At 29.8% G+C, this 20,197-nt stretch carries 14 protein-coding genes, 1 pseudogene and 1 riboswitch; of the genes and pseudogenes, 13 read left to right on the top strand and 2 right to left on the bottom strand.

Annotation, left to right across the window (positions count from 1 at the left end; genetic code table 11):
- The first annotated feature begins 8 nt into the window (after nucleotides 1-8).
- From KDK92_RS03795 to ade, 3 genes are all read left to right on the top strand, one after another.
- Nucleotides 9-164: a phospholipase D-like domain-containing protein gene (locus KDK92_RS03795; RefSeq protein WP_250857721.1), complete on the top strand. Its 156-nt coding sequence runs from the start codon at nucleotides 9-11 to the stop codon at nucleotides 162-164.
- A gap of 188 nt (nucleotides 165-352) precedes the next feature.
- Entirely contained in the window at nucleotides 353-1,570 is a 1,218-nt protein-coding gene (locus KDK92_RS03790) for an IS256 family transposase (RefSeq protein ID WP_250857720.1), read from the top strand.
- A 358-nt stretch (nucleotides 1,571-1,928) separates the two neighbouring features.
- Nucleotides 1,929-2,028: riboswitch (purine riboswitch) on the top strand.
- 132 nt (nucleotides 2,029-2,160) lie between these two features.
- Nucleotides 2,161-3,960: an adenine deaminase gene (ade, locus tag KDK92_RS03785; RefSeq protein WP_250857719.1), complete on the top strand. Its 1,800-nt coding sequence runs from the start codon at nucleotides 2,161-2,163 to the stop codon at nucleotides 3,958-3,960.
- Nucleotides 3,961-4,263: 303 nt separating this feature from the next.
- Here the strand turns inward: ade and KDK92_RS03780 are convergent, their stop codons facing one another.
- Nucleotides 4,264-5,094 carry a polysaccharide deacetylase family protein gene (locus KDK92_RS03780; RefSeq protein ID WP_250857718.1) on the bottom strand — a complete coding sequence of 277 codons (831 nt, stop codon included), beginning with the start codon at nucleotides 5,092-5,094 and terminating at the stop codon, nucleotides 4,264-4,266.
- 338 nt (nucleotides 5,095-5,432) lie between these two features.
- Between KDK92_RS03780 and KDK92_RS03775 the strand changes: the two genes are divergently transcribed.
- The 5 genes and pseudogenes from KDK92_RS03775 to KDK92_RS03750 all read left to right on the top strand — a co-directional run bounded on the left by KDK92_RS03775 (nucleotide 5,433) and on the right by KDK92_RS03750 (nucleotide 10,684).
- Nucleotides 5,433-5,753 carry a hypothetical protein gene (locus tag KDK92_RS03775; RefSeq protein WP_250857717.1) on the top strand — a complete coding sequence of 107 codons (321 nt, stop codon included), beginning with the start codon at nucleotides 5,433-5,435 and terminating at the stop codon, nucleotides 5,751-5,753.
- A gap of 724 nt (nucleotides 5,754-6,477) precedes the next feature.
- Nucleotides 6,478-7,574 (top strand): annotated as a pseudogene (locus KDK92_RS24890) (GerAB/ArcD/ProY family transporter).
- 434 nt (nucleotides 7,575-8,008) lie between these two features.
- Nucleotides 8,009-8,887: an ABC transporter permease gene (locus KDK92_RS03760; RefSeq protein ID WP_250857714.1), complete on the top strand. Its 879-nt coding sequence runs from the start codon at nucleotides 8,009-8,011 to the stop codon at nucleotides 8,885-8,887.
- Complete coding sequence (locus tag KDK92_RS03755; protein ID WP_250857713.1) at nucleotides 8,874-9,629, top strand: ABC transporter ATP-binding protein; 756 nt, start codon at nucleotides 8,874-8,876, stop codon at nucleotides 9,627-9,629. The genes KDK92_RS03760 and KDK92_RS03755 overlap by 14 nt, the downstream gene beginning before the upstream one ends.
- Before the next feature lie 62 nt (nucleotides 9,630-9,691).
- Nucleotides 9,692-10,684, top strand: a complete 993-nt coding sequence (locus KDK92_RS03750; protein WP_250857712.1) for an ABC transporter substrate-binding protein — start codon at nucleotides 9,692-9,694, stop codon at nucleotides 10,682-10,684.
- A 705-nt stretch (nucleotides 10,685-11,389) separates the two neighbouring features.
- On the opposite strand, the gene KDK92_RS03745 is transcribed toward KDK92_RS03750, so the two are convergent.
- Nucleotides 11,390-11,953, bottom strand: coding sequence for a cyclase family protein (locus KDK92_RS03745; protein WP_250857711.1), 564 nt, complete (start codon nucleotides 11,951-11,953; stop codon nucleotides 11,390-11,392).
- 424 nt (nucleotides 11,954-12,377) lie between these two features.
- On the opposite strand from KDK92_RS03745, the gene KDK92_RS03740 reads away from it, so the two are divergent.
- The 5 genes from KDK92_RS03740 (at nucleotide 12,378) to KDK92_RS03720 (ending at nucleotide 20,108) form a co-directional block, all read left to right on the top strand.
- On the top strand, nucleotides 12,378-12,830 hold the full coding sequence (locus KDK92_RS03740) for a MarR family transcriptional regulator (protein WP_250857710.1): 453 nt from the start codon (nucleotides 12,378-12,380) through the stop codon (nucleotides 12,828-12,830).
- A gap of 1,881 nt (nucleotides 12,831-14,711) precedes the next feature.
- Nucleotides 14,712-14,963, top strand: a complete 252-nt coding sequence (locus tag KDK92_RS03735; protein WP_250857709.1) for a DUF6870 family protein — start codon at nucleotides 14,712-14,714, stop codon at nucleotides 14,961-14,963.
- 150 nt (nucleotides 14,964-15,113) lie between these two features.
- Nucleotides 15,114-16,781 carry a recombinase family protein gene (locus KDK92_RS03730; RefSeq protein ID WP_250857708.1) on the top strand — a complete coding sequence of 556 codons (1,668 nt, stop codon included), beginning with the start codon at nucleotides 15,114-15,116 and terminating at the stop codon, nucleotides 16,779-16,781.
- Nucleotides 16,782-16,783: 2 nt separating this feature from the next.
- Nucleotides 16,784-18,496, top strand: a complete 1,713-nt coding sequence (locus KDK92_RS03725) for a recombinase family protein (RefSeq protein ID WP_250857707.1) — start codon at nucleotides 16,784-16,786, stop codon at nucleotides 18,494-18,496.
- Nucleotides 18,483-20,108: a recombinase family protein gene (locus KDK92_RS03720; protein ID WP_250857706.1), complete on the top strand. Its 1,626-nt coding sequence runs from the start codon at nucleotides 18,483-18,485 to the stop codon at nucleotides 20,106-20,108. Before KDK92_RS03725 ends, KDK92_RS03720 begins: the two co-directional genes overlap by 14 nt.
- Nucleotides 20,109-20,197: the final 89 nt, after the last annotated feature.

Raw genomic sequence — 20,197 nt, 5'->3', positions numbered from 1 at the left:
CTTAAAAGGTGATAAATATGATAGAAGAGATAAAAGAAGTTTCTATAGAAAGTATATCCGAGAAGGGTATTGAGATAAATAATAGATGTTTTACTGGAGAGGATGGAGATGGTCATATCTTTATAGGGTCTTCGAATATATCAAGGTCTGCTTTTGTTGTATAGTGTCCTATAGATTATACAAATGATTCAAAAGTAATAGCGTAGATAGATGATATGATAGCTATTATGAAGTTTTATTTATATATTGATGACGTAATATTAATTTATTACATGAGTCTGTAATATAGTCTGTGTAAACCTCAAAATGGGTATACTTAAAAATAGTATTCATAGGAGGTACACAGACTATTATGGTTTTAAGAAAAGAACTTTTAAGAGAATTTATTAGTGCAAACAATCTAAAATCAGCTAAAGATATTCAAAGTGCATTGAAAGAGGTATTTTCAGGTACCCTTCAAGAGATGTTAGAAGCGGAGCTTGATGATCATTTAGGCTACACAAAGTATGATTATAAAAATAAGAATACTAGCAACAGTCGCAATGGTTATAGCTCAAAAAAAGTAATTTCAGATCTTGGTGAAATGGAATTGAGCGTACCAAGAGATAGAAACGGAGAATTTGAGCCGAAGGCTGTTAAGAAAAATCAGAATGACGTATCAAGCATAGAGGATAAGGTGCTAGGTATGTATGCTAAGGGGATGACTACTAGAGATATAAGTAAACATCTTGAGGATATATATGGAATAGACGCATCTCATACATTAATATCACGAATTACTGATAAGATACTTCCACATGCTCATGAGTGGCAAAACAGACCACTAGACGCGGTATATCCAATAATCTTCTTAGATGCTATACATTATAAAGTACGAAGTGATGGTAAGGTTATGAACAAAGCTGCTTATATAATAATTGGGATAGATATTCATGGTATGAAAGATGTACTGGGAATTTGGATTGGCAAAAATGAAAGTGCAAAATATTGGCTCACAGTCCTAACGGACTTAAAGAATAGAGGCGTAAGAGATATCTTTATAGCAGCAATTGACGGGCTTACTGGATTCAGTGATGCAATTAAAGCAATATATCCTGAAACAGAGATACAACGCTGTATTGTACATCAAATAAGAAACTCAACAAAATATGTTTCTTATAAACACAGAAAGGAATTCTGTGCTGATCTAAAATTAGTTTATAAAGCATCAACTGAAGAATCAGCGTTAATGGAGCTTGAAAAATTTAAAGACAAATGGAATGACCAATATTCAATTTCAATAAAATCATGGGAGAATAACTGGGAAGAGTTAGCTACATTCTTTAAATACCCTGAAGAAATACGTAAGATGATTTATACAACTAATGCAATGGAAAGCTACAACAGGCAGTTGAGAAAGGTTACGAAGAATAGAAGCATATTCCCGTCTGATGAAGGTTTATTTAAAATGTTGTACTTGGCAACAATAGATTCAACTAATAAATGGACTCAAAGTGTTAGGTGTTGGGCAACAATACTAGGGCAATTAGCAATACACTTTGAAGAAAGATTTGATATAAATGCAGTATAATTAAGCATGTCCTAAATAAGAGATTATAGGAATGACAACTTTTTTGAATTTAACTGTAATATTTTTTTATAAATGAGTAAAACTAGGAATGAGTTCAATTTATAACTTCTTCCTAGTTAAAATAAAGTATATTCATTTCTGAAATTTAATGAGCTTTACACAAAACTATTGCCACACTCTATTACATAATAATCTTTCGCGGCGTTTGCTGGTAATTTGCGTCTTTTTATATTGATATTTGTAAAAATATTGACTTAAAAGGTTAACTTTGATAATATCAGGTTACGAATTCTTTTAAATAATCAATTATTTTACTTAATTTGATTTTATTTAAAGATGTTGTAGACTTGTTTATATAGTTTTAATTTAATAATTTGCTCATATAATTCCCAAATATGGAGGGAAGTTTCTACTAGATAACCTTAAATTGTCTAACTATGAGTGGAATCCTACTTATGGTTATTTTAAATATTTATTTTTATTATCTAAAATAATGGACGATAAGGTTTTCATTTATAGTATGAAAACCTTATCGTCTTTTTTAATATTATGAGCATGAAATTTATAAAAAGATAAAAGGAGATAGAAAGATGTTTAATAAATTTAATACAAAGCCTCTTTGGGAGGTAAGTAAAACTTTATCAAGTGTAGCACAGGGATTTGAATCAGCTGATATGGTAATTACAAATTCAAAGCTTATAAATGTTTGTACAAGAGAAGTTATTGAAAATATAGATGTAGCAATTAGTTGTGGGAGAATTGCATTAGTAGGTGATGCAAAACATTGTATAGGAGAAAACACAGAAGTGATTGATGCAAAAGGTCAATATATTGCACCAGGTTTTTTAGATGGTCATATTCATGTTGAATCATCAATGTTAAGTGTAAGTGAATATGCTCGTTCAGTAGTTCCACATGGTACTGTTGGAATATATATGGATCCACATGAAATTTGTAATGTACTTGGATTGAATGGTGTACGCTATATGATTGAAGATGGGAAGGGTACTCCACTTAAAAATATGGTAACTACACCATCTTGTGTACCAGCAGTTCCCGGTTTTGAAGATACAGGAGCAGCTGTAGGACCAAAAGATGTTGCAGAAACAATGAAGTGGGATGAAGTAGTTGGTCTAGGAGAAATGATGAATTTTCCAGGTATACTTTATTCTACAGATCATGCTCATGGAGTGGTAGGAGAAACTTTAAAAGCTAATAACACAGTAACGGGACATTATTCTTTACCTGAAACAGGAAAAGGGTTAAATGGATATATTGCATCAGGTGTAAGATGTTGTCACGAATCTACAAGAGCTGAAGATGCCCTTGCTAAAATGCGTCTTGGAATGTATGCAATGTTTAGAGAGGGTTCTGCATGGCATGATTTAAAGGAAGTAAGTAAGTCAATTACAGAAAATAAAGTAGATAGTAGATTTGCTGTTTTAATATCTGATGATACTCATCCACATACATTGCTTAAAGATGGACATTTAGATCATATTATAAAACGTGCTATAGAAGAAGGGATAGACCCATTAACTGCAATTCAAATGGTAACAATAAACTGTGCACAATGTTTCCAAATGGATCATGAATTAGGTTCTATAACTCCAGGAAAATGCGCAGACATTGTATTTATAGAAGATTTAAAAAATGTAAAAATAACAAAAGTTATTATAGATGGAAATTTAGTTGCAAAGGATGGAGTGTTAACTACATCAATAGCTGAATATGCTTATCCTGAAGATGCTATGCATTCTATGCATATTAAAGATAAAATAACACCAGTTTCCTTTAATATTATGGCTGAGAATAAAAAAGAGGTAACTGCAAGGGTTATTGAAATCATACCTGAAAGAGTTGGTACATATGAGAGACATATTCAGCTTAAGGTTAAAGATGATAAAGTTCAATGTGACCCAAGTAAAGATGTTTTAAAAGCAGTTGTTTTTGAAAGACACCATGAAACTGGAACAGCAGGATATGGATTTGTTAAAGGATTTGGCATTAAAAGAGGGGCTATGGCTGCAACAGTTGCTCATGATGCTCACAATTTACTAGTTATAGGAACAAATGATGAGGATATGTCATTAGCTGCTAATACATTAATAGAATGTGGTGGAGGAATGGTAGCGGTACAAGATGGCAAAGTATTAGGTTTAGTTCCATTACCAATAGCAGGTCTTATGAGTAATAAGCCTTTAGAAGAAATGGCTGAAATGGTAGAAAAATTAGATAGTGCATGGAAACAAATCGGATGTGATATAGTTTCACCATTTATGACAATGGCACTTATTTCACTTGCTTGCCTACCAGAACTAAGATTAACCAATAGGGGATTGGTGGATTGTAATAAGTTTGAATTTGTATCACTGTTTGTGGAAGAATAATTATAGAAATTAATAAAATTTTAGTATATTAGAAATTTATTTGGAATACAAAGCCAAGCTCTCACATTGTGAGGGCTTTTTTATGCTGAAAAATTAGTATAATTTCTTGAAACACCCCTGATGTGAATATTTTTATATTTATGTAAAAACAAGCTAACGCAACCTTGTTATACTTTAAATATAAACACGTCTATGATGTATCTTTGATATATGTATATATTCTTGCCACTAACTCATGAATGAATTCACGAGTATGCGTGGCAATTTAATCAACATTCTACCCAAAGAACTCTGGATGGAAATTTATTCTACCTTGGGTTCATAATCCTTAATATGAGTAAACTCACTTGTTACCCCCACCCCATTGTTTATAATTCTACTTTTTATCAATAACATTTCATCTTCCTCTGTAATATCATCCATGCAATAAAACTCGTATCCTTCTTCTCTTAAATAATCAATGACTCTCTGCAAAACCTTTGCGCTTGTTTTCTTATATTTAGAATCGTGCATTAAAATTATGGCTGTATTCTTTCCTTTAACATTCTTTTTTATATTTCTAAAAATTAAATCTTGCGATACATACCTTTCTTGTGTGTCATCAGATGGTACATTCCAATCAATATATTTGAAATCATTATCTACAATAGCTTCTTTTATTTCTTTTAACATAGCTTTAGATTTTATACTTCCAAAAGAACCACCAGGCATCCTTACATATCTGCTTACATCTCCTTTAACATGCTTTTTAATAACCTCTTCGCATTTTTTTAAATCCTCAATATAATCATTTACGGATTTATAAATATCTTCATATTTATGACTGTAACTATGTATACATACGCTCATTTCATTGTTAACCAACTCTTCAATTATATGGGGATATTCTTCTGCTCTACTACCAATTATAAAAAAACTTCCTTTTACCTGATTTTTCTTCAACACCTTAATAATATCTAAAGTAACCTCAGGTGATGGACCATCATCAAAAGTCAAAAAAGCCTTCTTTTTTATATTTGATTTATATTCACTTAACTCTGGCTGTACTTCTTCACATTTAATACACTTTGTATTGACATTAAAAATCATAATAATTAATACACCTAGCATTAATAATACTTTAGAAAATTTCATCTTATATGTCCTCTCTTTTCTTAAGTCATATATTCTTAATATATCCTATTTATATTAAGTTAATTTATTTGTACCTGAACTTGTGAAGGTGCTTAAATAGTTATTATGAGTGATACTTGTATTCAAATGTGATGAATTTGATTATTTAATTATAGATGGTGCTGTTATATTAGGACTAAATTAGAAAATCTTTTAAACATGAGGGTTTTGCTGATTTAGTCCAATTTTTTTATGCTGAAAAATTAATATTAGCAATTAATTTCATAGGATGTGTTTAAAAATAGTGTTGGTAATATGATAATTTAAAGGGAATCTTCTATGTAGGTTTCTTTTCTGGTGTGATTTTGTTTTTAATTTTTTCTGTTTTCTTAATTCAAAGTGTTAATACACAAGGGTGGTTAACTGAAAAAATTACAAGCGATCCATTAAAAATTACTTCAGATGAGAAATATGAGTATCGAATTGATTTGATTAATGTATATCAAATCAATAGTCGTGCAAGACTGTATATAAGAAATGTCTCTACAGGCGAAGAAATGAATATCGCGATTGATATTCAAACAGATAAGATAGCGACTCTTATGATTAGTGAGGATATCGATTGGGTGATAATGGAACCATCTGGTGTGTCAGATCGTTATATTCTGTATACAACATAATACATTAAAATACCAAAAGAGAAATTTGAAATAGATATTGGAATAGGAACTTCGAGAAGATTAGAGTAGATAATTTTCTCGAATAATTTGATAAGTTTCCACAAGCGAGTCAATAATCCCTGTGGTTTCTTTTTTCACCAACTGTATGCATACGGTCATATGAAAAAAGGACATTTGGTAAGCAGTTACTAAACGTTTAAAGTGATGTACCGGAAAAGTAAAAAGCTAAGGAAAATTTTCAGCCGAATGGCAAGGTCTTGAAAATATTTATAGAAAATAAGATAGTGCATAGAAAATAGAGAATTTTATTAAAAAAAATTTAAGGCTATGTATGTGTTTAATTATAAAATATTTGGAGATGTTTATAAGTTAAAAAGAAGGGCGCTGGAAATGACGTTCCTTTTTTGTATAAATTCACTAATTTTTTTCGTTTTGATACTTGTTAAACGTAAATCAAATAAAAATACCTTACAATCCTTCTTAAAAAAATAAGTTATGTTTTAAATAATTATTAATTTTGAAAAATTATGATTAGAACTAAAGGAATTATAAGTATAAAATAAAAATATTAATACTACCTCAAATTAGCAATTGTAATATATTGTGCAATGTAGAGGGGGAATATTAAGCGATATTCATTAATTTGAGTTAACTTGGTTAAGATAAATTTAACACTTGATTAAATAAGTATGATAATGGCGATCTTTTACTTGGAGGAGCAAATATGAATGGAGAAGTTATTTCTGATAAACAAGGAGTTATACTTATTATGGCTTTTATAATAGGGGAGACCTCAATGGAAACGCTGGGATTACAAGCTGAACAAAATTTATGGATAGTCATTATTTTATCTATATCTATGGGGGTTCCTGTGATGCTTATATATGCTAGACTTCATTATTTATTTCCAAATAAAGATTTGTTTGATATTATTGAATTTTGCTTAGGTAAATTTATTGGGAAAGGAATTATGCTATTATTTATTTGGTATATGTATGATGTAACTAGTAATATTGTGAAAAATCTAAGTTGCTTCACAATCACAGTCACTTTGAATAATACTCCAATGCTTATACCAATAATAGTATATATGACATTATGTGCTGGGGTAGTATTAGCAGGCTTTGATGTAATAGTTCGTTGGACAGAGTTTTTTTACCTATATTTACTTTCTTCATAATAATTATGATAATATTAGCAATTCCTAAAATGAATTTTGATAATATTCTCCCTTTTTTATTTTTTGATAATAAAAAAGCAATTTTAATAGGTAGTTTTGCAACATTGTCATTCCCATTTGGAGAAACATTAGCATTTACTATGTTTTTTTCTTCTTTTAAAACAAAAAGATCTCCTTATAAAGTTTATATCTTAGGTTTATTGCTATCGGGAATTGTAGTATTTGCAGTTTCAGTAACTAATTTTTTAGTTTTAGGAGAACATACAGTTTCAGGAATATACTATACATCTTATGAGACTGCTAAATATATAGATATTTTTAAAAGATCAGAAATAATTATAGGTAGTGTATTAATACTAGGCGGCTTTATAAAAATTAGTATAACATTATCAGCGACATGTAAAGGTATTGCTAAAGTATTCAGATGTAAAGACTATAAGTGTATAGTAACACTCGTTGCCATATTAGTAATAGCTACATCCTATTTGACTTTTGATAGTATAATTGTTGCTAAAGAATTTGGTGCAGAAATATATCCCTATTATTCTTTTCTATTTTTTGTGATTTTGCCTATCATTATATTAATTGTCGCAGAAATTAAGAATAAACAATTAGTAAGTAATTTAAGTAAAAATGAATAAGGTGTGAGTGTATATGCAGAGAATTATTCTTAAATGTTTAAAAAAGTATAAAATTTTCTTGACAAATAACCAAATGTTAGTTAGAATTAAAAAAAACGATTTAAGGAGAGAAGAGGAATGAATATTTTATTAAACGGACAATTACAATTCTTTTTTAATAGTCAATTTATATAGGGTTTGTATGTTTGTTTAATTTGGAAGATATTTAAACGTAGATACAAACCCCAAGAGCAATCTTTAAGTTTTAGGGTTTGTATCTATGTTGGCTATTAATATGAGTTATTCATTCTTTATGATATATAACTATAAGCCGCATAGATTATCTATGCGGTATTTTTATGCTCATTTTTATCTATGTATATTGATGTGTATATTCAGCCGCATGGGAATCCATGGGGCTTTTATTTTTTTTATTTTGAAAGGAGAGAATTAGTATGGAGGCACTAACTGGTGTTGTAACACAAAGTTTAATTTTAGGAATTATGGTATTGGGGGTGTATATAAGCTATTCAATTTTAGATTTTCCTGATTTATCTGCAGACGGGAGTTTTGCACTTGGAGGAGCAATTATTGCAGTAACTTTAAAGAGTGGATTTTCACCTGTTCTGGGATGTATATTTGCTGTAATAGGAGGATTATTAGCTGGATTATTAACTGGAATATTGCATGTTAAATTAAAAATATCAAATTTACTTTCAGGGATTTTAGTAATGGGAATTTTATATTCTGTAAATTTAAGAATCATGGGAAGAGCAAATATTCCGCTATTTAATGAAAATCATTTATTTAAAATAGGTTTTTCACCGCTGATATTCTGTTTAGTAATTGCAATAACATTAAAGGTTTTACTGGATGTATTTTTACAAACAGGGTTAGGATATACTATCAAAGCTGTAGGAGATAATTCTCAAATGGTTCAATCTCTTGGTATAGAAATAGGTAAGATAAAGATTATAGGTCTTATGATAGCCAATGGATTAGTTAGCTTATCAGGAGGTATTATGGCTCAATATCAAGGCTTTTCAGATGTATCTATGGGTACTGGAACTTTAGTCCTGGGTATTGCTTCTATTATTATTGGAAAATCAATGTTAAGAAAATTATGTATTTTGAAAGAGACGAGCATAATTCTTGCGGGAACTATAATTTATCAATGTGTTGTATTTTTAGCCATCAATGCAGGTTTAAGTGCAACTGATTTAAAATTAATTACTTCTTTTGTCATCATAGTATTTTTAACTTTAGGCAATGTAAATATATCAATAAAAGAAAAAATATGTATAGGAAGGAGAAGGGCATATGCTGAAAATTAAAGAATTATCTAAAAGTTTTCCAAATCACTATGGGGAGGACAATATATTATTTAATAATCTTTGTTTAGAAGTACAGAAAGGTCAGTTTATCTGTATTATTGGGAGTAATGGTACAGGAAAATCCACTTTGTTAAATATTATTTCAGGACTTTTAAAAGAAAGCTCTGGTGAAATTAATTTAGAAGATATAAATTTAACCTCTTTACCAGAACATAAAAGAACGTCAATAATAAGTAGAGTCTTTCAGAATCCATCTTTAGGAACTTGTCCATCTATGACGGTTAGAGAGAATTTATCTCTAGCATTGAATAAAGGAAAGTTAATAAATTTTAAAAAATGTCTTCGTCATAAAAAAGAATCATTAGAAGACTTGTTAAAGGATATATCTTTGGATTTAAAAAAATTTTTAGATGTTAAAGTAAAATATCTATCTGGGGGACAAAGACAAGCGCTTTCGCTTATTATGGCATCTGTCGCTAATCCTAAAGTGCTGCTCTTGGACGAGCATACAGCAGCCTTAGACCCAAAAACATCTGACGAAATTATGGATTTGACAGAAAAAATTGTAAAGGAAAAAAATATTACAACATTAATGGTTACTCATAATTTAAGTCATGCACTCAAATATGGAAGTCGATTGATAATGCTCCATAAAGGAAGAATCATATTGGACTTAAATGAAGAAGAAAAAAAGCAGTTGACCATTGAAAATATATTAGAAAAATTTGAATATGCTGTTTAGTTATTAATGGTAAAACTTTAAAAAGAAAATTTAAAATCAAGAATTAACAGGGAGGAATAATTATGAATAGAACAAAATTATTAAAAAACATTACAGCGGGGATTCTTTTAGGAGCAGTTCTTTTATCAGGATGTGCTAAGAAGGATGAAGGGGAGAAGAAAATTAAAATTGGTGTAACACAAATTGTAGAATACAGTGCATTAGATGAAAATAGAGATGGATTTATTAAAGCTCTTGAGGATAATGGATATAAAGATGGGGAAAAGATAGAAATAGATTTCCAAAATGCTCAGGGAGATTTACCTACAGCACAAATGATTGCTAAAAATTTCGTATCTCAGAAAAAGGATTTAATTTTTGCAATTTCTACTCCTTCAGCTCAAGGAGCTTACAATGCAACTAAGGAAATACCAATATTGATTAGTGCAATAACAGATCCTGTTTCCGCTGGATTGGCAGAAGCTTTAGAAAAACCAAATACAAATGTATCAGGAACTTCTGATTATATACCGGTTAATAAACAATTGGACTTAATTAAACTTCTTGTACCAGAGGCTAAAAATATAGGGGTATTGTATAACACAAGTGAAGTAAATTCTCAGGTTCAAGTAGATGAATTAAAAGATCAATGTAAAAAATATGGTTATTCAGTTGTTGAAGTAGGGGTTAGCAGCACTAATGAAGTTAATAATGCAGTTACGAGCTTAGTAAATAAAATAGATGTATTATATGTGCCTACAGATCAACTAGTTGTATCTTCTATGCCAATTATTGTAGAGAAAACAATAGGAAATAAAATTCCAGTAATCGCATCAGAAAGTGGTTCTGTAGAATTAGGAGCACTAGCTACTCAGGGAATTAATTATTATAGATTAGGATATAAAACAGGAGAAATGGCTGTTAAAGTATTGCAAGGGGAAGATATTTCAAAAATGCCAATAGAAATATCAAATGAATTAGATATTATTCTTAATGAAGATACTTTAGAAGCTCTTTCTATAGAAAAACCACAGAATGATAATATTTCATATATAAAAACTAAACAAGCTAAATAGTAAATATAAACTACATTTCACGCTTTATAGCGTGTAATGCAGTTTTAGATAAGCTCCCCACAAGCACATCAGAGGTGCAAAAAATGTAGCAAGTAAATAATGTATTTGCATTATTTACTTGCTATAGTAAGTGAGGGCAAGCGAAACCGTCACAAACGCGCTTTTAGTCCGACATAGAATAGTATGAGAAATGGATTGGGTAAACACCTTAAGCCCTTAACACACGGTAGATTGTCAAACACTAACCAAGAAGGACGATTTGGACATATCTGACCGCAGTTAAGGAGATTGAGAAGGAGAAACACTAGGACATGCGTGGTCAAATAGCATAACACGTCTGACCAAGCCCCAGGATATGTCGGAGACGTCTGACCAAAACCAGCGGACAGGGATGACATAAACCATATGACACAGCTGTCCTATAAAGAAGAACCATATAACAAGAACCAATAACTAAAACCAACCAACCGACTAAGTAAAGAATGAGTGGTTAATAGAGTTATACCGGTAGTTTTAATGTCTTGTCTGCTGTATTCATCATTTCTTTTAATATTTCTTTTTCAAAAGAATCTAAGTGTCGTAAGTATTCTTTTCTAGCTTTAGTAATTTTTTTTCTATAATATTTTATTTTTTATAAGACACTAACCTCTATTTGTATTACAAAAGAGGGTAGTGTCTTTATTCATTATCTAAATTAAAATACTTTTATACTTTCGCAACAACTCGACACGGAATTCCAGTAAGACCTTTATAATTGAGTGGATAAGTATTTGCCTTAAATTGAATTGACTTTTCAACTCCGAGAAGTTTTTTCATATTACATAGGTTTTCAACAATAAAAACACCATGATTAGCACAATATTGATCGGTTTCAGTATGTTCAACATCACGTCTTACACCCGCGAAATCAATTCCAATTACTGAGACCTTCTTTTCAAGCAATTTAGCAATCAAAGATTTTGACAATTCAGGATGCTTAGCAAAGTATTCTTTAGTCCCATAATCATATTTTTCAATAAAATTAGAATAGAATCCAACAAACATACCTTCATTAACTAACTCCATATTGATATCATCTGCTTCGATTTCACGATCCGTTATCGCTGATACATTAAAAGCAATGGCATCTCTTTCTACATATTCTAGTGGAAATTCCTTATCCATAATATCGAAATGAGTTCCTAAGTGTCCATACGCCACTATCTTTTCATTTTTTTCTGCTTTCTCTTTTGTTTTAATATTAATAGGAAGCGTTAAATCTAATAACATCTAATCTCCTCCATTTAGGTTTATTTTTCAATAGCTTAAAGTCCCCTTAATCATATTTAAGTAATCATTCTTATTGGTTTTGTTTAATTTAATTTCATATCTATAAACAAAATGATATAAAATATAATCGACTTATAAGCATAGCTGATATTGTTTACAAGGAAATAATATCATAATATTGTTTCCTTGTAAACAATATTTTAAAAACTCAATCGAATTCTAGTTTTTCATATGTTATATTTGTTGTTTTTTGAACATTTGGTGACGGTACGAGTTTTTTATAATTCTTTCTATGAAACTTTTGGCAAACAGTAGGATTTCTGATATAGTATTTTTAGAATAGTGAAACTTTAACACATGAACAGAAGTTTTCACACGTATTTTGATATGGCAACGAAAAAACTTTAAAATGCAGGAGGTTATAATGGAGAATTACTTATTTGATTTAAAACAGACTTTTTTACATAACTCTGAGCAGTTTTATGAGAAATTTAGCAAGGAAACGTATGAGAATTTGACACTCACTGAAGTTCATTGTTTAGATAAAATAGAGAACAGTAATAAACCTAATGTTACAAATATTGCACTCGATATGAATATCACCAAAGGAGGCATCACAAAAATAAGTACAAAACTATTACGGAAAAAATATATTGTTAAGTACAATATTGAGGGGAATAGAAAAGAAGTCTATTTCAAACTTACAGACTCAGGTAAGAGAATCTTTGATAAACATGAAACCAGACACAAGAAATTGGAAGAAGATGAAAAAGATTTCTTAAAATCTTTTTCTAAAGAGGAGCAGCGAATAATTATTGAATTTTTTGAAAAGTATAATACATATGTTCTATCAAAAATAAAAGCCATTAAAGAATAAATCTCTAATAGTACCTAATTCACAATAAAAGATCTATATGCCGTAAGTAATAACCTTATATACTAATAAACTACAAATATTAATTAAGAGAACCTTGAAGCTACTTATTACGAATTACTATATTACCGTATATTAATGAATTTTACATAAAGGATAAAAAACAAAACACAACCACCCGAATCACTGATTTTAAAACGTTTATAGTTAGTATCTTTAAAGACTACACTACCCATATGGAGACAGTAGTAGGAATACAACGCAAAGATACCTAATAATCCTTGAATTCATGCACTTTACCAGCTTTTTTAACTTTAACACAAATAGTGATGATTTTAAGAATAAAGAGCAAATTAATGGTGTTAAGGTAAGAGTTGGTATTTGATAGGGTGTAAGGGGATATGTTATTTTAAATTTAATATAAAATAGAGAAAGATTATGAAGAAAGCTATGGATTGAGACTTCATGGTCTTTTGTATTTAGTAAATTGTATACTTTGAAATTGTTGTTGATTTTTATATGTTTATGAAAAATATTAATATATTGTAACATTATTGGGAATTAAGGAGGCGTACTCGAAAATTTGTATAATATTACGATGGGATGTTGTTTTAAAGAAAACAATTAAAAGGTAAAAATTTTAATTTCAGATAATTGTATAGTTATGTAATAAGGTTAATTATGTCTACAATAGAAATTAAAAAACTAAAGAATTAAAGAATTAATATAATCCAATAACGTATAGTTATAACAAAGCTTCAGCAATTTGCTGTAGCTCTTTTTCAGAATAATTAGCACAAGAAAGTTTGTTGGATAAGTTTTGATTAGTAGAGCCTAGCAACCTTTAGTTATTAAGGAAAACCTTGAAGATGAAGAAGCAATGCTTATTTTAACTAAAACCAATCTTATGCAGCGTTCTTTTAGTGATATGCTTTATTCAGAAAGATTACTGCATTAAACAGCATGATAAGGCACTAACTTCTCAAAGTAAAAGAACAGAAATTTAAAAGAGATAGAAAGTCTGCTAAAAGCTAATGAAATCAAGGGTGATGAAACTTCACGCCAAGTTGGCGGAAAGTTGATAAGTGCAGATGAAAAAGGGAAAACTTATAATCTTTCAGGTAGGTCTGTATCAAAATATTTAAGAATATGCAATCTTATAAAAGAATGAAAAAAAGATTAGATAAGTATTCCTGATGTGAGCTTGTTAATTTTGAGAAACTTTATTTTCAATACCCATAAGACCAAGAAGAAAGCCTTTGGCTTTGGTGAGGGCAAGCTTCCTATTGGTATAGCCAATAGTGTTTGAAGAGTGGGAATCCCCACGCCCCTTTATGAAAATCTTAATAAAGAGAAGGTAATGTATTAGAAAAAGAAAAAATTATTCATATGCTTACTGATAATAGGGGAATGGTAATATTTATTTGATAAGATAAAAAAGCTAATATATAGATGTCATGGGGGGAGTGACATTTTGTACTCTCCTTGAATTATACAGTTTAATTTTTATAGGTTATTGGAAGGTAAGTATTATATAGATTAAATATAAAGTATAGAGAATATTAAACTAATAGATTAGAATAAATTAATTAGAAAAAATGCAGATATCATTTTAATAATAACAAAAATCCGGACACCCCTTCACTTTTTCGGCTTAAGAAGTGAAGGGGATTTTTTATGACCTTTTCTTGATCTTTGAAAACTGAATATATTGTATAGCAGGAAAACTACCTTTGCTACTACAAATGGCAAGCAACGAAAGCACAGTATCATGACCATCTTAGATGAAATAAATAAGAAAGTTAAAAAAGAAGAATATTTTTTATCATGATATTGAGCAGTTATAAAAATAGTTGCTTTAATTTTTTTGAAAGGAGCGATTTTATGATTAGAGCATCTGATATAGAAGAAATGAAAAATATAGATATACGCAAAGTAGATCCAGCTACTTTAGTTGATATAAAAACGGTAAAAGTTAATACAGATTTATCAGTAGAGGAAAGAAAAAAAGATTTTATAAGACAAGTTAAAAATCCTTATTGTTTTAGATGTGGCAATATTGTTATTAAAATTAGTTTTGCAGATACAACAGCAACTTTAGAAGAAAGATTAGAAAAATATTTCAAAAGTTTATAGAAAAAATAGAAGGCAAAACTTAACAGATAAGCAGCAATTCTAACTGGACTCGTAGTTGATTTCATGCTAAGCTTTTATTGGACTAGAATCAGTGAAGCCTAATGTGTTTAAAGTTTTGCTAATACTTTAAACAATTAGGAGGCTTTACAAATGGATATTTTAAATGAAAAAAATTATAATGCTGCTATCTACGTTAGACTTTCAAGAGATGATGGAGATAAGGAAGAAAGTAACAGCATTTCAAATCAAAAAGAACTTATTCAAGAATACTTAAAAGCAAAGTCTGACATCAATATTTCTTCTATAAAAGTAGATGATGGATATAGTGGTGTTGACTTTAATCGTCCTGCTTTTTTAGAAATGATGGAGGATATTAAGGCAGGCAAGATAAACTGTGTTGTTGTAAAAGACCTTTCACGTTTTGGAAGAAACTATATTGAGTCAGGAAAATATATTGAAAAGATATTTCCTTTTCTTGGTGTGCGTTTCATAGCTATCAATGATAATTATGATAGTGAAGAAGGTTCAAATCTAACTGATAACATAATGATTCCCTTTAAAAATTTAATAAATGATTCATATTGCAGAGATTCTTCAATTAAAATCAGGAGTCAACTTGAAGTCAAGCGTAAAAAGGGAGATTTTATTGGCTCTTTTGCCGCTTACGGCTATAAGAAATCTGAGAATAATAAGAATAAACTTGAGATAGATGAATATGCAGCTTCTATTATACGTGATATTTTTAAGTGGAAACTCGAAGGAATGAGTCAGCAAGGAATTGCTAATAGATTAAATGATATCGGAATTTTATCCCCAATGGAATATAAACGTTCTCTAGGAAAAAGATACAAAACTGCCTTCAAAGTAAAACAGCAGGCACTATGGTCTGCCGTTGCGATTAGGCGTATCTTAACCAATGAGTTATATATAGGAGTATTAGAGCAAGGAAAAAGAACTACTCCAAACTATAAAATAAAAACAAGAGTTGAACGACCTAAAGAAGAATGGGTAAGAGTAGAAAATTCACACGAGCCAATTATATCAAAAGAACTGTTTACAACAGTAAATGGATTATTGCTTCATGACACTCGTATTGCCCCTAAAAAGAAAACAGTGTATCTTTTTTCAGGAATTATTGCATGTGGTGATTGTAAAGAGAACATGATCCGTAAGACAGTTCCTGCTAAGGGTAAAAAATATTACTACTATACCTGTTCAACTAATAGAAATGATAAAAATAGTTGTACTACCCACAATATAAGTGAAAAGGTATTTAAAGAAGCTATTTTAGCAGCCTTAAATGTTCATATACATAGTATTATTGATATTGAACATGTTCTTACTTATATAGATAATTTACCTTATAAGCAAGAAGAAATATTAAAACTAGATGTTCAAATTGTTAAAGCACAAGGAGAATTAGAAAAGTTTCAAAGATATAAACTGATATCATATGAACATTTTGTAGATAAAGAAATTACTAAAGAAGAATATCAAGATCATGTGAAAAGATACAATGCTAAAATTCAAAAGGCAGAAAAGCTTATATTAAATCGTAAACAAGAGATAGAGGATATTATAAGCAATAAGGCTGCAAGTAATTTATGGATTGAGCATTTTAAGCAGTATCAAAATATTGAAAAGCTTACTAGAAAAGTAGTTGTTTCATTATTTGAGAAAATTTATGTATATGAGAATGGAAAAATAGATATACATTTTAGACATCAAACAGAATATGAAAGTGCTATTCGCTTTATAGAAAGTGCAAAAAAATCAGAATCCTTTGATGCAAATGTTGCATTTAAGGAGGTAATTTAATTATGGCAAGAAAAAGTAAAAGACAGGCTGTTGTAGCTAAAAAAGAAAGAATATCTAAAAAGAAAATATTTAAAACAGCACTATATGTAAGACTTTCTATTGAGGATGTACGTGATAGAAAAGACAGCGATTCCATAGGAAATCAGACATACTTACTGAAACAATTTGTTGAAGAGAGACCATATTTAGAGATTTGCTCAATATATACAGATAATGGGCAAAAGGGAACTAATTTTGACCGTCCTGAATTTAATCGATTGATGAATGATGTTAGAGCTGGGAAAGTAAATTGTATAGTAGTGAAAGATCTTTCACGCTTTGGTAGAGATTATATTGAAACAGGAAACTATCTTGAGAAAATTTTTCCTTTTCTTGGGGTTCGTTTTATTTCCATCAATGATAATTATGACAGTTTTAATACTGAGAATATAAATGATGGTTTGATTATTTCTTTAAAGAATCTTTTAAATGATGTTTATACAAAGGATATATCTAAGAAAATCATATCTACCTTTAGAGAAAGACAGTCAAAGGGCGAATTTATAGGTGCTCATGTACCTTATGGATACAGTAAACCAGAGGATGGTAGCTATAAGCTTGGAGTTGATGAAGAAGCAGCTGTAGTTATTAATCAAATATACAAATGGAAAGTAGAAGGTCTTAGTGATACAGTAATCGCTAGGAGATTAAATGATATGGAAATAGCATCCCCAAGCAAATACAAGTATTTAAAAGGTGTATGGAAAAATGACCGTTACAATAATAGTATTTGGCAGCGCCAGGCAATTAAAACAATTACAGAAAATGAAGTGTACTTAGGACATAAGATTTATGGGAAAATACAGGCTTCTCTTTATGAAGGAAAGAGAAAATCAAGAGTGCCAAGGAGTGAATGGACAATTATTGAAAATGACCATGAACCCATAATAGACCAAGAAACTTTTGATATTGTTCATAATAAGAGAATGAAAGTTAATGAAGAGTTTTGTAAAAGGCTTGAAAAAAATAAGCACTTAGAAAAAAAAGAGAATATTTTTAAGAATATAGCTGTTTGTGGAGATTGCAAGAATAAGCTTATATACAAAAGACAGATTAAAAATACTAAAGTTTCATATTATTATCTGTGCTCTACTTACCATGATAATGGTGGATATAAATGTACAAAAAAATATATATCAGAAAAAGATATGATTGATGCAGTATATACTTCTATTGGCAGCATGATAAATATAGTTACATCTATAGACAATATTATAAGTAAAGCAAATTCTAGTATAAGATTTCAGGAGGAAAAAGATAATCTTGCAAATGAAATTAAAAAAGTGAAATCACAGATTGAAAGATGTATTTGTTTAAGTAGTTCTCTTTATGATGATTATCTTGACCAGCTTCTTACAGAACAAGAGTATTTATATGCTAAAAATAAATATGAAAAAGATAAAGATACATTAAAAGATAGGTTAGATGAATTACAGCTTCAAAAAAAGAAGTATGATGAAATTTATACCCATGAAAATAAGTGGATAACTGCCTTTAGAGTTTTCGAAGATGAAAAAGTATTAACAAAAGAAATTGTAACATCACTCATAGAAACCGTTGAATTGTATTCTGACAGAAGTATTAAGGTTAATTTTAAGTTTAGGGATGAATATGAGGAATTACTTAATTATATTAGTACTTTAGAAACAGAGGTAAAATCTAATGAGCAAGAATAGAATAGTTGCTATGTACATCAGGCTTTCTAATGAAGATACTGACATTTCAACAAACGATACAAAGTTTGAAAGTAACAGTGTAAGTAATCAACGAGATTTATTGATGGATTTTATAAGTCACCATGAGGATTTAGCTGATTGCAATATTTTGGAGTTCTGTGATGATGGATACAGTGGTACGAATTTTCACCGCCCAGCAGTTCAAAGTCTTTTAAGTAAAGTAAGACAGAGAGAAATTGACTGTATTGTGGTAAAAGATTTTTCAAGGTTAGGTAGAAGTTATTTGGAGCTTGGCGATTACTTAGAGCAAGTATTTCCTTTTTTAGGAGTTCGCTTTATATCAGTAAATGATGGATATGACAGTGCAAGAGATAAAGGGATGACTGCAGGTTTGGATATCGGATTGAAGAACCTAATCTATGATCTCTACAGTAAAGACTTATCCCAGAAAGTAAAGATAGCTAAAAGAGCCAAGATGAAAAAAGGAGAGTATATTGGTTCATTTGCTCCTTATGGATATCTTAAATCCAAAAATAAGAAAAATACAATTGTAGTTGATAAGGAAGCTGCTGTTATAGTTAAGCGAATTTATAAATTAGTTGTTCAAGGAAATAATATCAGTACAATTGCAAAAATGCTTAATGGGGAAGGTGTTCCGTCACCTGCAAGACATTTTCAAAATAATCATGATAATAAGAAGTGGAGAAAAGCAAAAGGAAATTTGCTTTGGAATTCTATGGCGATTTTAAAAATTCTCAGAGATGAAACATATACTGGCAAAACAGTTAATCATAAAAGAGAAATCCCTAATGTAAATAGTAGAAGCACAAGGGCAGTACCAAGAGAGGAATGGATTGTGGTTCCCAATACCCATGAAGCTATTATAAGTGAAGACCTTTATATACAAACACAAAAGATTATTGGTCAAGTAAAAAAACGCAAAGAACGAATATTTGATACTACCAGAGTTATTTATGGGAAAGTTAAGTGTGGTATATGTAAGAAAAGCCTCCAACGATCTCATACCAAGGTTATTTATTATCTATGTAGGAGTAATTATTATGATGAAAACTGTTCCTGCTTTAAGGGAAGAATTAAAGAGCAATTAATTATAGAAATACTATTAGAAACCATACGAAAGCAAGCTCAAATAGCGAATAAGTCAGAAGAACTTATTCTACAAATAAAACAAAAATCTGAGAATGAAATTCTTGAATTACTTCAATCCATAAGAAAGGCTCAGCAATATATTGAAAGGCTAAATGCTTTGAAAATAGAGGAGTATGAGAAATATTTAGATGGCAATATAACCAAAGATGACTACCTAAAACAGAAAGAGAAATACAATGGAGAAATTGAAGAAACAACCTTCCAGATTAGTAAAGTGGAAACAGAGTATGAACTTCAAAAACTAAAAAATAAAGAATCGGAAAATCAATTTGTTGAACACTTTAAAAATAAACACGAAATCAAAGAATTAAGCAGAGAGTTAGTAAATGAACTTGTTGATTCAATATATGTTTATAGTGAAAATGAGATTGAGATTGTTTGGAATTTTAGAGATGATTATAGTAGAGTAGTTGAGGTAATGCAGGGTAGTGATGAAATGTAAATTATATTAAGATAAAGCCGAGTGGTTCCGTGGAAGGAATCACTCGGCTTTATTTATACCCAAATTGTTTGCAAAGAATATCGAAAAGT

It is taken from the genome of Oceanirhabdus seepicola (genome assembly GCF_023684385.1).
Taxonomy (GTDB): domain Bacteria; phylum Bacillota; class Clostridia; order Clostridiales; family Clostridiaceae; genus Oceanirhabdus; species Oceanirhabdus seepicola.
The sequence above is the reverse complement of the archived record's forward strand: the minus strand, read 5'-3'. Positions and strand labels throughout refer to the sequence as shown.